Origin of the sequence: Shinella sp., assembly GCF_052438155.1 — a bacterium.
GTDB lineage: Bacteria > Pseudomonadota > Alphaproteobacteria > Rhizobiales > Rhizobiaceae > Shinella.
This window is the reverse complement of sequence record NZ_JBQVPI010000003.1, coordinates 325,663-338,676: the sequence shown is the minus strand read 5'-3', so window position 1 is coordinate 338,676 and position 13,014 is coordinate 325,663. Positions and strand designations below refer to the sequence as shown.

The window sequence follows — 13,014 nt, the reverse complement described above, 5'->3', positions numbered from 1 at the left end:
GGCTTCAACCCAACTGGATACGGGGATCGATGACCGCATAGGCGAGATCGACCAGGAAATTGACCACGATGAAGATGACCGTTAGCACCAGGACGATGCCCTGGATGACGATGAAATCGCTGCGCGACACGGACTCGATGAACAGGCGTCCGATGCCGTTGAGCGAAAAGACCTGCTCGATGACCACGAGGCTGCCGACGAGCAGCGCGAATTCCAGCCCGATCATGGTGATCGTCGGCAAAAGCGAATTGGGAATGACATGGCGGCGGATGATGGTGGCAGCGGCCAGCCCCTTGGCGCGGGCGGTACGCACGAAATCCTCGTGCATGGTCTCGATCACCGAGGAGCGCATCATGCGGATGAGGATCGCCGAATAGCGATAGCCGACGGCGACAGCGGGCAGGATCAGCTGCTGCAGGAGGGTCAGCGGGTCTGTGAAGAAAGAGGCCGTGCCGAGCGGCGGCAGCCAGTTGAAATACCATAGCATGGCGAGTGCTACGACCATGCCGAACCAGAAGGACGGCAGCGCCATGCCGGCGATGGCGAAGGTGCGGATGGCATAGTCGACGATGCTGCCCGGATAGATGCCGGCGATGGTGCCAAGCGGGATGGCGATGAGGATCGCGACGATCATGCTGAGCGCCGCCACTTGGAGTGTCACCGGCAGGCGGGAGAAAATCTCCTCCGAGACGGGTTTTCCCGTCCAGTGCGAATGGCCGAGATCGAAGGTCGCGAGGTCCTTCAGAAAATCGGCATATTGCACGACGAGCGGCCGGTCGAGACCGAGGCGGCTTCGCTCGGCGGCGACCAGCTCGACCGTGGGGTTGCCGCCCTCGGCGCGCAGCATCGTCTCCACAATGTCGCCGGGCAGCACGTTGAGCATGAAGAAGGTCAGCGTCGCCACGCCGAGAAGCGTGGGGATGGCGAGGAGGAGACGTCTGCCGATGAACGAAAGCATGGCGTTAGGCCCTTATGCAGTCGGCGTGGTGCGTCTTGGAAAAGGCGACGGATTTCGGCACCGCCTTTCCGCAGGCTTCCACCGCCATGGGACAGCGTGTGCGAAAGACACAGCCGCTCGGCGGATTGAGGGGTGACGGCAGTTCGCCGGATATTTTTGCCTCCGGCGCGCCTGCATCCGCGGCGAAGGACGGCACGGCAGCGAGCAGTGCCTTCGTGTAGGGATGGCGGGGATTGGAAAAGAGTTCGGCCCGCGTCGCCGTCTCCACCACCCGGCCGAGATACATCACCGCCACGACATCGGAAATGTGGCGCACGACGGCGAGGTCATGGGCGACGAAGAGATAGCTGAGGCCGAGTTTTGCCTGCAAATCCGCCAGCAGGTTCATGATCTGCGCCTGGATCGACACGTCGAGCGCCGAGACTGGTTCGTCGCAGACGATGAGCCGCGGGTTCATGCCAAGCGCGCGAGCGATGCCGACGCGCTGGCGCTGGCCGCCGGACATCTGGTGCGGATAGCGCTCGGCCATCTCCGCCGGCAGGCCGACGAGATCGAGCAATTCCTCCACGCGCGCACGCCCTTCCCGCTGGTCCTTGCAGATGCCATGCACGAGGAGCGGCTCGGCGAGGATGGAGCCGATGCGGTGGCGCGGATTGAGCGAGGTGGAGGGGTCCTGGTAGACGACCTGGATCTGGCGGCGCAGCGCAAGAAGGTCGCGCTTGCCGGCCGTCAGGATGTCGCGGCCCTCGAAATCGGCACGGCCGCCTGTCGCGTCCTGGAGGCGCAGCAGCGTGCGCACCACCGTCGTCTTGCCGCAGCCCGATTCCCCGACGAGGCCGAGCGTGCCGCCTTGCGGAATGTCGAAGGAGACGTCTTCGGCCGCGCGCACCAACGCGCCGCGTTTCAAAGGAAAATGCCGGGTCAGGCCACGCACGCTGAGCACGGTTTCGCCAAGGCTGCGTTCAGAGCCAGCCGCCGCGGGATGGCCGTCCTGCGGCAGCGCATCTACGACCGGATGGAAGCAGGCATAGTGCCGGCCCCCGGCAACCGTATCGGTCGGTACACTGCCGCAGGCCGCCGTCGCCGCGCCACAGCGGGGGCTGAAAGCGCAGCCGGCGGGGAAGCGCGCCGGGCTAGGCGGCTGTCCGGGAATGGTATGCAGGCGTGCCTGCCGTGGCTGGTCGAGCCGTGGCACGGCCATCAGCAGGCCCGCCGTATAGCGATGGCGCGGCCGGCGCAGCACCTCTTCCACCGAGCCGGATTCGACGATGCACCCGCCATACATGACATTGACGCGGTCGGCATAGCGCGCGACCAGCGCCAGATTGTGGGTGATCAGCACCAGGCCGACGCCGGTCTCCTTCACCAGCGAGCGCAGCAGATCGAGGATCTGTGCCTGGATGGTGACGTCGAGCGCCGTGGTCGGTTCGTCGGCAATGATGACCTTGGGATTGCAGGAGAGCGCGATGGCGATGACGACGCGCTGGCGCATGCCGCCGGAAAACTCGTGCGGATACTGGTCCATCCGCCGTTCCGGATCGGTAACGCCGACCCGCGTCAGAAGATCGACAGCACGTTTGCGGGCGGCCATGGCATCGAGCCCGAGATGTTCCAGCATCGGCTCCATGATCTGCCGGCCGACGGTCATCAGCGGATTGAGCGAGGTCATCGGCTCCTGGAACACCATGGCGATGTCCCGGCCACGCAGACGCCGCATCGCGTCTTCCGGCAGGCGAAGGTAGTCGCGTCCCGCGAGCCGCACCTCGCCGGAAAAGCGCGCCGTCTGGGGATCGGGGAGCAGCCGCATCACCGCAAGCGAGGAGACGGACTTGCCGCAGCCGGATTCCCCCACCAGCGCCACCAGCTCGCCGGCGTGCACATCGTAGCTGACGTCACGCACGATATGCAGCAGCCGGTCGTTCGAGCGGAACTGGACGTTGAGGTTGCGGACGGAAAGAAGCGGTTCCGCCGCCGTATCGGGTCGAGCTTGCATGGTTCCGGCCTCAGTCGCGCCGCGTTGCAGGGCCGCTATGCTGGGTGATTCGATGAACATGCGCGTCTCCTCCCCGTCCTGTCCATGCCGGCCGCTCACGCGAAGCCGAACAACCTGTTGGGATTGTCGACGAGAATTTTCTGGCGGTCGGCCGGATCGGGCGCCCATTCGACGAGCAGGTTCAGGAGTTCGCCCGTGTCTCGGCCGGATTTCGGGATATGCGGCCAGTCCGAACCCCAGATCGCGCGGCGCGGATCCGTCTCGACGATGGCCTTCGCCACATGGGCGACAGCCCCATAGCCCTTGTCCTTCGCGATGCGATAGGGGCCGCTGAGCTTCAGGTAGCAGTGGCTTTCCACCATCAGCGTCAGAAGCTTCTGGAAGTCGCGCTCCGTCAGTCCGTCCTCTTCCGCCATGTAGCCCATGTGGTCGATGACATAGGGGGCCGTCAGCGTGCCGAGGAAGCCGATGAGGTCACGCACCACGCGGCCCGGCACGTAGAATTGCAGGTGCCAGCCGAACGGCGCGATTTTTGCGGCCATGCGGGTGATATAGGCCTCGATATCCTCGATCGGCTGGTCGGCACGCTTGAAGAGGTCGAGCCGCAGGCCGCGCACGCCATGCTCGTGCAGCGCCTCCAGCTCGGTGTTGGATACGTCGTCCTCCACCATGGCGACGCCGCGCGACGCCCCGCCGCCAAGTTTCAAGGCGTCGAGCATGCATCGGTTGTCCGTACCGTAGAAACTCGGCTGCACGATGATGTAGCGATCCAGATGCAACACCTTCATCAGGTCATGGAAATGATCGAGCTTGCCATCCGGCAGCGTGTAATGCGGCTTTGCCACATGGAGATAGAGGGAAAGCGGCCCGAAGACATGCATATGCGCGTCGCAGGCGCCCTTCGGCACGTCGAAGCTCGGACGCGTCAGGCCGGCAAGCGGCAGCATGGGTTCGGAGGTCAGCGGCTCGGTCATGAAAGAATCCTTGGCAAATGGGCATGGTGGATCAGGCGGAGACCGCGGCCCGCCACCTGGCGATCCGCTGGTCGAGAATGTCGACGAAAATGTCGGTGTCGATGGCGGCGAAGACGTAGGGAGCAGCGCCGAGATCGACGAGCCGGCGATATTGCTCCGGCCCCTTGAGGCCGCCGATGATGGCAAGCTTGCCGTGTTTTTTCGCGGCCGCGATGACGCGCCGGCACAGCGCCATGATTGGCTCGGCCTCGACATCGCCGAGCATGCCCATATTGGCGGAGAGATCGTTGAGGCCAAGCCCGATAGCATCGACGCCCTCGACGGCGGCGATGGCCTCGACATTGTCGACCGCCTTGGTGGATTCGAGCAGCACCTGCAGGAAGACGGACCGGTTCGCCGCCGCCGCCCGCTCCTTGGGATCGATCCGCCGGAAGCCGAAACTTGAGGTTAGCGCATTGTGCGAGCGCCCGCCTTCCGGCGGGTAGCGGCAATAGCTGACAGCCTTTTGCGCGTCCTCTTCCGTCTCGATCTGAGGAATGATCAGCCCGGAGGCGCCGCCATCGAGCACGCGGCCGATCACGCCGAAGTCACCCTCCGGCACGCGCACCCAGGCGTCGAGCCCAAGGTCACGCGCCGTCGCCGTCATCTGGGCGGTGGTGTCGAGCGGAATGGTGCTGTGCTCGAGGTCGATCCAGATGGCGTCGTAGCCGGAACTCGCCGCCATGCGCACGAAATCCACCGAACGGGCGGTGCGGATCCCCAGCGTATAACAGGGGTCTCCGGCGCGCAGGCGCTCGGCAAAGGTCCGGCCGTTTCGCGACGACACGTCCAGCATCTGGTCTCCTCCCATGCGGATGCTGGCATGCATCCGATGACCAAACGCTAACGCAAACCGGTGATTAGCTCCAATTCACAAAACGGTGGAATTGATTGGCCACTCCAATCAATTCCACCGTTGACCGCAAAAACGGTCAAGGATGTTCTCGCTTATTCCGAAGCTGGGGCAACAAGCGCATCCCGTAGCTTCTGGACGCTTTCGTTGAGGGCGATGATTTCCTCCACCGTCATGCCGGAGCGTTGCAGCAGGGTATCGGTCAGGCAGCCGGTCTGCGCTTGCAGGCCCCTGCCCTTGTCGGTGAGATGCACGCCGACCAGCCGCTCGTCCTTCGTCGAGCGTTGGCGCACCACGAAACCGGCCGCTTCCAGGCGCTTGACCAGCGGCGTGATGGTGCTGGGCTCCAGCGCGAGGCGGTCGGCGATGACCGAGATCGTCTGGCCATCCGCCTCCCACAAGACGCTGAGGACGAGATATTGCGGATAGGTAATGCCCAGCGCATCGAGCATCGGCTTGTAGGTGCGGTTGATGGCGATGGTCGTGCCGTAGAGCGAAAAGCACAGCTGGCTATCGAGCGGGATGGGTTGGGGGGCAGTCATTGCGGGTCTCCGGTTTGGGTTCATGAGGGCAACATACCACAAAAAATGATTATCGCGATAAAAAACATCTGGACAAAGGTGCGGAATGCGCATATCAAATGATTATCGCGATAACGGTTATCGCATCAGATCAAAGGAGAGACCCAATGTCCATCGTCAACACCCTGCTCGCTACCGCCGCTTCCCTCTTCGCCGTCGCTGCCGCCGTCGTGCCGGCCGCCCACGCCCAGTCCGCTCCCGCCAAGTCCATCGTGCTCGTCCATGGCGGCTTCGTCGATGGCTCCGGCTGGCAGGGCGTCTACAACATCCTCAAGAAGGACGGCTACAACGTCACCATTGTCCAGAACCCTACCCTCTCGCTTGCCGATGATGTCGCTGTTACCAAGCGCGCCATCGCTGCTGCCGAAGGCGATGTCATCCTCGTCGGTCACTCCTATGGGGGTGTGGTCGTTTCGGAAGCCGGTACCGATCCCAAGGTGAAGGGTCTCGTCTATATCGCCGCCTTCGCCCCCGATGCCGGCGAATCCATCGCGAAGCTCATCGCCAACCCGCCGGAAGGTGCTGCCGTTCCGCCGATCCTGCCGCCGCAGGATGGTTTCCTCTTCCTCGATAAGGCAAAGTTCGCAGCCGCCTTCGCCGCCGGCGTCGAGCCAGAGCTTGCTGCCTTCATGGCCGACTCGCAGGTTCCGTGGGGTGTCGAGGCGCTCGCCGGTGAAGTGACTGTTCCCGCCTGGAAGGAAAAGCCGAGCTGGTATCTCGTTGCCACCGAAGACCACATGATCCCGGTCGACGCCCAGCGCGGCATGGCAAAGCGTGCCGGTGCCACCACCGTCGACCAGGCCGGCAGCCACGCCGTCTATGTCTCCCAGCCACAGGCCGTTGCGAAGATCATCGAGGATGCCGCTAACGGCGTTAAGTAAACGCCGGCATACGCCGATGACGACAGGCAAAGCCCCCGGATGTGGAAACATCCGGGGGCTTTTCGTTCAGAATGACGCGAGCGCTGTGCCGAGGGCGCCGAGAACGACGCCAAGGCCGAGTGCGAACCATGCGCGATAGCCGGCAAGCCACATCGAGGCCAGTTTGCCCATCGACAGGCCCTGGCCGCCGATCTGGGCCATCAGGGTCAGCATGTCGGAGCAGATCCACTCTTCGGCAATCTTTCCATCAGCGATGCGGTAGATCTCGGTGCTCTCGTAGTCGACCTTCCTGCCCGTTGGCTGGATGCCGAGGAACTCGCCGGCATGGGTGCCGGTAATGCGCAGCCGGACAGCGACCTTGTCCTCGGCGGCGAAGATTTCCTCGATCCTCACCTGGAGGTCTGGAAAGGCGGAAAAGATCAGTGCGGCATGCTTGCGCCAGGTTGCGGTTCCCTTTTTCTGGTAGGGCACGCCGGCAATGTTGATGAGAAAATCCGGCGGCATCAGATCGACGACCACATCCGCGTCCTTGCGGCCGAACGCCGCAAAGGCCGTCCGCATCAGCGCGATGTTGGATTGAGGGGTGGAAAGCGGTATCGTCATGCGAAGCTCCTAAATCGAGAAGTGCACATCGCGATATAATGAATAATATACATAATGACAATGATACATCATCTGCGCCAGATGAGATCGCCTTGGCGCGTCTCTTCCTGGTGACGGTGATCCTGTCGGACGACATGAAGCGCGGCCTGGAAGAGCGAGGCCTGACCCGGGCGCGGGCCTCCGCGCTCTGGGCAATCTCGCACCGGGACACCATTACCCAGCGCGAACTTGCCGATGCGCTGAAGGTCACCCCGCGCAACGTCACCACGCTCATCGACGGCCTGGAAAAGACCGGTTTCGTAAAACGGAGAGATCATCCGAACGATCGGCGCGCGATCCTTCTCGACCTCACCTCAGCCGGCGTAGAAATCACCGACCGACTGAAGCGGGAGACAGGCGAACTCGCAAAGGCGCTTTTCCAGGGCATAAGCCCCACAAAGCTGGAAGAGTTCACCGGAACCCTCGACCTCGTCATCGGGCGTCTGGAAAAGCTCGTCGCGCAATCGTCGACGCAGACCTGACGGAAAGCCGGTGGTCATGCGGATCCCCCCTGTTCCGCCTTGGCCCCGCCGAAGATGCCAGAGCCTTCAAGCCAGCATGTCGGCAAGACGCCGTGCGGACCCGAGCGCGAGCGTCCAGCCGAGCATGCCGTGTCCCGCGTTGAGGTAGACGCCGCGGATTTTTCGTGAGGGGGCGATGAGCGGGTGGGAGGTTGGTGTCATCGGGCGCTCGCCGGACCAGTTCAGCGCCCATTCCGCCTGGTCGAAACAACCGGGCAGCACGGAACGCGCCGTCTCCCGCAGCGTTGCGAAGCGATCCTGCGCAAAGCCCGAGCCGGGCGTCACGATATCGGCAAGGCCCGCGACGCGGAACCGATCGCCGATCGCCGCAAATGCGAGCTTGCGCTTCACATCCGTCAGGCTGACGCGAGGCGCGCCCTGCCGCCAGGGCACGGTTAGCGAGTAGCCGGCGACGGGTTGGACCGCCCGCGCTTCCGGCAGGGCCGCAGTAAGGGTGCGGATCAGCGGGCCGGCCGTAACGACCGATGCATCGACCCGCAGCGGCTCGCAATCCGCAAAGCGGACAGCCGAAAGGCACCCGGCATGCTGCTCGAACCCGACAACCCTTCTTCCGAAAGCCGTCGAGACGGCATAGCGGCGAACCATGAAGTCCGTCAATTGTCGGCAAAATGCCGCTGCATCGCCGAGCGCATCGTCCGGGGTGTAGACGGCGCCTGCGATCTCGCCCTGATAGGTTTTCAGGGCCGGCTCCACAGCCTCAGCCTCGGCCCTGGACAGTATGCGCTGGTCAAGGCCCATCTGCCGCTTGCGCTCAACGGTGGGCCGGGCCGCGACAAGGCTCGGTAAATCCGGATAGAGATGCAGCTTGCCGGCGACACGGTAGTCGAAAGTCAGATCCGCCTCCCCCAGAAGCGCCGCCAATTCCCGTCGAGATTCATCGGCAAGCCGAAGAATGTCGCTGGTGTTCTTCCACCAGCGCCGCGACGGCGCATGGCTGAGAAACCGGAGACCCCAGAGCAAGAAATCCGCATCGAGCCGCAGACGGACGCGAAACGCCGGATCGCGCTGAGCCAGAATAGCCGGCAAATGCCGTAGCAAGGCGGGTGAGGCCATGGCATCGCCATAGGCCCAGGACAACTGACCCGCATTGGCCGCACTTGCCCCCCTGCCCGGCGCCGCCTCCGCATCGATCAACGTGACGCGGTGCCCGGCCCGCGCCAGCAGATAGGCCGATGAAACGCCGACCACGCCGGCCCCGATAACGGCGATGTGCATCGCGTCAGCCCTCCGCATCACCAAGCAGCGCCGTCAACTCGATCTCCACCGGCACGCCGCGCGGCAGCGACCCGACGCCTACAGCGAGGCGGGCATGCGGCCAGCACGTCGGGAAAATCTCCCGCAGCAATTCCGACGCGCCATCGACCACCGCCCCGTGCTGCGTAAAGTCGGGCGCTGTGGCCACATAGCCGGCAAGCCGCACAAATCCCTTCACCCGGTCGAGATTCCCGGCGACCCGCTCCAGGTGCGCCAGCGCATTGAGAAGAGCCCAGCGGGCACATTCGCGCCCGTCTTCGAGCGATACGCCGTTTCCCAGATGGCCCGTTCGGAGAACGGTCTTGTCCTTCAAGGGTACCTGGCCGGATACAGTCACGGTATCGCCTACCCTGATCGCGCCGACAAAAGCGCCAGGCGGCGCGGACGCTTCGGGCAGGGCGAAGCCGAGTGCGGCAAGACGCGCCCGCACTGGACAGGGTTTTTTCGGAAGACCATCCTCCGTTCCGCGCGCCGCGCTACGCGCCACGAACGTGCGGAAGATCGCACGGTCGAAATCCGTCAGGCGGTATTCGGGATGCCATTGAATGCCGAGGCAAAAGCCCGGCGTTTCCCCTTCGAAGGCCTCGATGACCCCGTCCCGGGCACGGGCAGTGACGCGGAACCGGCCGACACCGGTCAGGGCATGCCGATGCAGGCTGTTAACCTTGGCCGTGCGGCCGCCAAGTACGTCGGCAAGCGCGCTCCCCGGCTCCACCGATATTTCGTGGGCAATGCGATCCGCCATCGCGCTCGGCATGTGGTCGACGGTTTCAGCCGGCAGGCTCCTTGCAAACGTGCCGCCCAGCCATTCGCCGATGAGCTGCATGCCGTGGCAGATGCCGAGAAGCGGCTTTCCGGCATTGACCGCGTGCTCGACGAGCTTCAATTCGAACGACCGCCTTTCGGCCACCCCTTCGGCACCGGGTGTCGTGCCCGTGATCAGCACGCCATCGGCGAGATCAAGTGCTGCCGCGAGCGCATGTGTTTCATAGGGAAGGATCAGCGGCACACCACCCGCCTCGCTGATCGCTTCTGCATAGTTGGCCCTCACCGCATAGGTCCTCTCGGTCGGAATGCCGGCCGGATCCTCTATATCCGGCGTCATGAGGATGACGGCGCGCCGGGTCGGGCGGCCTTCATGGGAAGGAGTCGTCATTGTCTTGTCTTTCAATAGAAGTTAGCGGGCCGCGGACGGCGCGAGGCGCTTGGAAAGAAGCGAAAAGGGCCAGGCGATCAGGAAGTAGCAGACGCCCACCGCGACATAGATCTGCAACGGCAGGAAGTATTCCGTCGCCATGGCGCGGCCTGTCAGCACCAGTTCGTCCACCGTAATCAGCGATGCGAGGGAAGAGTCCTTCAGCAGCGAAACGAAGGTGACGATGAGCGGGGCGATGCTGATGCGCACCACTTGCGGCAATACGATCAGCGTAAAGCTCTGGTAGGGCGTGAAACCGACGGCGAGCGCCGCTTCACGCTGGCCGGCGGGGATCGCCATCAGGCCAGCGCGGAACAGTTCCGCTACCTGCGCGGCGAAGGCGAGCGCCAATCCGAGGATGGCCGCTGTGAAGGCGTCGAACGTGATGCCGATCCCCGGCAGTCCGAAATAGAGCAGGAAGAGAATGGCCAGAAGCGGCACACCACGCACGGCCGTAACGTAGAACGCCACGCCCCGCTCGAGCGCCCGCCACCGTGTGGTGCGGCAGAGCGCCAAGAGAAGCCCGAACACCAGCGACAAGGCAAAGGCCGAGACCGAAAGCAACGCCGTCTTGCCCATCGCTTGCAGAAGAAGCGGCAGCCATTCGCCGGCATGGTCGATATAGGGCTGGATGAATCGGGTCATGCCTTCAGCCTTCCGTACCGGGTTTCGAGAACACGGATCGCCTGCATCAAAGGCAGGGCGAGCGCGAGGTAAAGCACGGCAACCATGGTGTAGATCAGCGTGGTCTGGAAAGACGAGGTCACCAGGGAGCGTGCGTAGAACATGATCTCCGGTGCAGCGATGGCGGAAACGATGGATGTGTCTTTCAGAAGCTGCACGGCATAGTTTCCAAGCGATGGCAGCGCGAGGCGCATGGCCTGCGGGGTCAGGATATCGAGGATCGTCTGGGTGGGCGTGAAGCCGACGGCGAGTGCTGCCTCGGCCTGGCCTTTCGGCAGGGCCGCAAAGCCCGCCCGGAACAGATCGCAGGTGACGGCGCCGCCGATCAGCCCCAGGCCGAGGATCGCGGCGGCTATGGATGAAAGCCGAAACCCGATGCTGGCCAGCCCGAAATAGAGGATGAACAGATGGGTCAGCGCTGGGATGTTGCGCATGATCTCGCAGTAGACATCGATCAGGGCGTGCAGCGCGCGGCGCTTTCCGAACTGCCGCACAAGGGCGAGGCCGAAGCCGAGGGATACGCTCAAGAACAAGGACACCAGCGTGACGACGACGGTGACGCCAGCCCCGGTGAGAAGCCCTTCCAAAATCAGGATGAAGGTCGATGGTTCGGTCATGGCATGCCCCTCAATGCCGGATCTGGCGGAGGAAGGCTTGCGTTCTCGGCTCCCGTGGCGACAGGATCAGCTCGCGCGCCGGCCCCTGTTCGACGATCCTGCCGCCATCCAGGAACAGCACACGGTCGGCGATGTCGCGAGCAAACGCGATCTCGTGCGTGACGATCAGCATGGTGCGCCCTTCGGCGGCGAGTTCCTCCATCACCTTCAGCACTTCATGCACCAGTTCGGGATCGAGCGCCGAAGTCGGCTCGTCGAACAGCATCAGCTTGGGTTTCTGGGCAAGTGCGCGGGCGATGGCGACGCGTTGCTGCTGGCCACCCGAAAGCTCCAACGGCGACGCGTCGGCGCGATGGGTCATGTGCACCTTCGCCAGCATGTCGAGCGCCAGCTCCCGCGCCTCCCGTGCCGACAGTCCCCGCACCTTGCGCGCGGCGATCGCGACGTTCTCCGTGACGGAGAGATGCGGCCAGAGATTGAAGAGTTGGAAGACCATGCCCATTTCGGCCCGCTGCGGCGCAAGTTGCCGGTCGGTCATCGGCCGGTCGAGGCGAACGCCGATCCGTTCGCCGTCGAGATGGATTTCGCCGGCACTTGGTTTTTCCAGAAAGTTCAGGCAACGCAGGCAGGTCGACTTGCCCGACCCGGAGGGGCCGATCAGGGCGATCTTTTCGCCCGCAGCCACGTCGAAGTCGATGCCCTTCAGCACCTCGACCGGACCATAGCTCTTCGTCAGGCCCGTCACGCTCAGCAGCGGGTTCATGGCATTCCCCTTTATGATTGAGAGAGCGTCGGGCGGCGACCGCGCTGTGGCAGCCGCCCGGATCGCACATCAGCCGCCGGCGGCGCAGGATGGCAGCTTGTAATCCGCCGCGCGGTCGACGCCGGCGCGGAAGTTCTCGCCGGCCGGCGTGTACCAGACATCGGCGGACAGGCCGTAGCGCTCGCCGATCGCCTTCATCTCACAGGTCTTCCACATCTCGGCGATGATGCCGTCCACCTTCTGGCGCAGGTCGTCGTTCTTCTTGTTGAAGCCGTAGACCACCTGCCCGAGACCCGTCAGCAGGGGGAAGTCGGAGCTCGTATCGGTGAAGGCGAGGAAATGCATGTTCCAGTCCGGGTTCTGCTTGATCGCATAGGACACGACCGGCGGATCACCGATGACGGCATCGATGCGGCCGGCGATCAGGTCGCGCACCGCGGCGTCGGACGTGTCGTAGAGCGAGAGTTCCAGGCCCGAAATCTTCTTCAGCTCCGGCACGAAGGAAAAGCCGGTGATCGTGCCGACCTTCTTGCCTTCGAGATCCGACAGCTTGTCCCAGTTCGTCCCGGAGGACTGCATGATGCCGTTCTTGAAGTAATGGATCGGTTCGGAAAGGCTCATGATCTGCGTGCGCTTTTCCGTCCACCCCATCGTGCCCAGCATCACGTCGACGCGGCCCGCCTCGACCGATGCGATGGTACCAGACCATTCCATCAGCGCCGGCTGGACCTGGAGGCCGAGCTTTTCGGCCACCTTCTGCATAATCTCGCCGTCATAGCCGATCAGCTTGCCGTCCTGCCAGCCGGAGCCGGGCATGTCGCCGGTGAAGGCGACCGTCAATTTACCCTGCTCGGCGAGGTCGAAGGCCTGCGCCGTGGAGGAAAATAGCGAAAAGCTCCCGCTTGCCAGCAGCGCGCACACCACCAGCCTTCTCGAAAGAGAAAGTGTCATCTGTTCGATCCTTGAAGTTATTGGTTCCCCTGACCGGCCACGTTCGCGGACCGGTGTTGCATTCAACGCAAAGGATGTTGCCACTGA

The 13,014-nt window shown here is 63.8% G+C and carries 14 protein-coding genes; 2 read left to right on the top strand and 12 right to left on the bottom strand.

What is annotated here, in order from left to right; genetic code table 11:
• Nucleotides 1-4: 4 nt before the first annotated feature.
• The 5 genes from ACT6VE_RS08535 to ACT6VE_RS08515 form a co-directional block, all read right to left on the bottom strand.
• Nucleotides 5-958 (bottom strand): ABC transporter permease, encoded by a 954-nt coding sequence (locus ACT6VE_RS08535; protein ID WP_444798180.1) that lies wholly within the window; start codon nucleotides 956-958, stop codon nucleotides 5-7.
• A gap of 4 nt (nucleotides 959-962) precedes the next feature.
• Complete coding sequence (locus tag ACT6VE_RS08530; protein WP_444798179.1) at nucleotides 963-3,011, bottom strand: ABC transporter ATP-binding protein; 2,049 nt, start codon at nucleotides 3,009-3,011, stop codon at nucleotides 963-965.
• A gap of 35 nt (nucleotides 3,012-3,046) precedes the next feature.
• Entirely contained in the window at nucleotides 3,047-3,925 is an 879-nt protein-coding gene (locus ACT6VE_RS08525) for an amidohydrolase family protein (protein WP_444798178.1), read from the bottom strand.
• Nucleotides 3,926-3,956: 31 nt separating this feature from the next.
• The gene (locus ACT6VE_RS08520) at nucleotides 3,957-4,760 is read right to left on the bottom strand and encodes an HpcH/HpaI aldolase family protein (protein ID WP_444798177.1); all 804 of its coding nucleotides are present in this window, start codon (nucleotides 4,758-4,760) and stop codon (nucleotides 3,957-3,959) included.
• Nucleotides 4,761-4,912: 152 nt separating this feature from the next.
• On the bottom strand, nucleotides 4,913-5,359 hold the full coding sequence (locus tag ACT6VE_RS08515) for a MarR family winged helix-turn-helix transcriptional regulator (protein WP_069063102.1): 447 nt from the start codon (nucleotides 5,357-5,359) through the stop codon (nucleotides 4,913-4,915).
• A 146-nt stretch (nucleotides 5,360-5,505) separates the two neighbouring features.
• On the opposite strand from ACT6VE_RS08515, the gene ACT6VE_RS08510 reads away from it, so the two are divergent.
• Nucleotides 5,506-6,279 carry an alpha/beta fold hydrolase gene (locus tag ACT6VE_RS08510; protein ID WP_444798176.1) on the top strand — a complete coding sequence of 258 codons (774 nt, stop codon included), beginning with the start codon at nucleotides 5,506-5,508 and terminating at the stop codon, nucleotides 6,277-6,279.
• A gap of 66 nt (nucleotides 6,280-6,345) precedes the next feature.
• On the opposite strand, the gene ACT6VE_RS08505 is transcribed toward ACT6VE_RS08510, so the two are convergent.
• Nucleotides 6,346-6,882: an ester cyclase gene (locus ACT6VE_RS08505; protein ID WP_444798175.1), complete on the bottom strand. Its 537-nt coding sequence runs from the start codon at nucleotides 6,880-6,882 to the stop codon at nucleotides 6,346-6,348.
• Nucleotides 6,883-6,974: 92 nt separating this feature from the next.
• Between ACT6VE_RS08505 and ACT6VE_RS08500 the strand changes: the two genes are divergently transcribed.
• On the top strand, nucleotides 6,975-7,403 hold the full coding sequence (locus ACT6VE_RS08500) for a MarR family winged helix-turn-helix transcriptional regulator (protein ID WP_210187420.1): 429 nt from the start codon (nucleotides 6,975-6,977) through the stop codon (nucleotides 7,401-7,403).
• A 66-nt stretch (nucleotides 7,404-7,469) separates the two neighbouring features.
• On the opposite strand, the gene ACT6VE_RS08495 is transcribed toward ACT6VE_RS08500, so the two are convergent.
• From ACT6VE_RS08495 to ACT6VE_RS08470, 6 genes are all read right to left on the bottom strand, one after another.
• On the bottom strand, nucleotides 7,470-8,678 hold the full coding sequence (locus ACT6VE_RS08495; protein WP_444798174.1) for an FAD-dependent oxidoreductase: 1,209 nt from the start codon (nucleotides 8,676-8,678) through the stop codon (nucleotides 7,470-7,472).
• Between the two features lie 4 nt (nucleotides 8,679-8,682).
• The gene (locus tag ACT6VE_RS08490) at nucleotides 8,683-9,873 is read right to left on the bottom strand and encodes an Atu1372/SO_1960 family protein (protein ID WP_444798173.1); all 1,191 of its coding nucleotides are present in this window, start codon (nucleotides 9,871-9,873) and stop codon (nucleotides 8,683-8,685) included.
• Nucleotides 9,874-9,894: 21 nt separating this feature from the next.
• Complete coding sequence (locus tag ACT6VE_RS08485; RefSeq protein ID WP_444798172.1) at nucleotides 9,895-10,557, bottom strand: amino acid ABC transporter permease; 663 nt, start codon at nucleotides 10,555-10,557, stop codon at nucleotides 9,895-9,897.
• Complete coding sequence (locus ACT6VE_RS08480; protein ID WP_444798171.1) at nucleotides 10,554-11,213, bottom strand: amino acid ABC transporter permease; 660 nt, start codon at nucleotides 11,211-11,213, stop codon at nucleotides 10,554-10,556. Before ACT6VE_RS08480 ends, ACT6VE_RS08485 begins: the two co-directional genes overlap by 4 nt.
• A gap of 10 nt (nucleotides 11,214-11,223) precedes the next feature.
• Nucleotides 11,224-11,976 (bottom strand): amino acid ABC transporter ATP-binding protein, encoded by a 753-nt coding sequence (locus tag ACT6VE_RS08475; protein ID WP_444798170.1) that lies wholly within the window; start codon nucleotides 11,974-11,976, stop codon nucleotides 11,224-11,226.
• Between the two features lie 69 nt (nucleotides 11,977-12,045).
• Nucleotides 12,046-12,927 carry an ABC transporter substrate-binding protein gene (locus tag ACT6VE_RS08470; protein ID WP_444798169.1) on the bottom strand — a complete coding sequence of 294 codons (882 nt, stop codon included), beginning with the start codon at nucleotides 12,925-12,927 and terminating at the stop codon, nucleotides 12,046-12,048.
• Nucleotides 12,928-13,014: the final 87 nt, after the last annotated feature.

Excerpts from the sequence above, each read along its gene's own strand:
- ACT6VE_RS08480 (WP_444798171.1), bottom strand. The coding sequence starts at position 11,213 with ATGACCGAACCATCGACCTTCATCCTGATTTTGGAAGGGCTTCTCACC.
- ACT6VE_RS08505 (WP_444798175.1), bottom strand. The coding sequence starts at position 6,882 with ATGACGATACCGCTTTCCACCCCTCAATCCAACATCGCGCTGATGCGG.
- ACT6VE_RS08470 (WP_444798169.1), bottom strand. The coding sequence starts at position 12,927 with ATGACACTTTCTCTTTCGAGAAGGCTGGTGGTGTGCGCGCTGCTGGCA.
- ACT6VE_RS08510 (WP_444798176.1), top strand. The coding sequence starts at position 5,506 with ATGTCCATCGTCAACACCCTGCTCGCTACCGCCGCTTCCCTCTTCGCC.
- ACT6VE_RS08515 (WP_069063102.1), bottom strand. The coding sequence starts at position 5,359 with ATGACTGCCCCCCAACCCATCCCGCTCGATAGCCAGCTGTGCTTTTCG.
- ACT6VE_RS08495 (WP_444798174.1), bottom strand. The coding sequence starts at position 8,678 with ATGCACATCGCCGTTATCGGGGCCGGCGTGGTCGGCGTTTCATCGGCC.
- ACT6VE_RS08490 (WP_444798173.1), bottom strand. The coding sequence starts at position 9,873 with ATGACGACTCCTTCCCATGAAGGCCGCCCGACCCGGCGCGCCGTCATC.
- ACT6VE_RS08525 (WP_444798178.1), bottom strand. The coding sequence starts at position 3,925 with ATGACCGAGCCGCTGACCTCCGAACCCATGCTGCCGCTTGCCGGCCTG.
- ACT6VE_RS08535 (WP_444798180.1), bottom strand. The coding sequence starts at position 958 with ATGCTTTCGTTCATCGGCAGACGTCTCCTCCTCGCCATCCCCACGCTT.
- ACT6VE_RS08520 (WP_444798177.1), bottom strand. The coding sequence starts at position 4,760 with ATGCTGGACGTGTCGTCGCGAAACGGCCGGACCTTTGCCGAGCGCCTG.
- ACT6VE_RS08475 (WP_444798170.1), bottom strand. The coding sequence starts at position 11,976 with ATGAACCCGCTGCTGAGCGTGACGGGCCTGACGAAGAGCTATGGTCCG.
- ACT6VE_RS08530 (WP_444798179.1), bottom strand. The coding sequence starts at position 3,011 with ATGTTCATCGAATCACCCAGCATAGCGGCCCTGCAACGCGGCGCGACT.
- ACT6VE_RS08485 (WP_444798172.1), bottom strand. The coding sequence starts at position 10,557 with ATGACCCGATTCATCCAGCCCTATATCGACCATGCCGGCGAATGGCTG.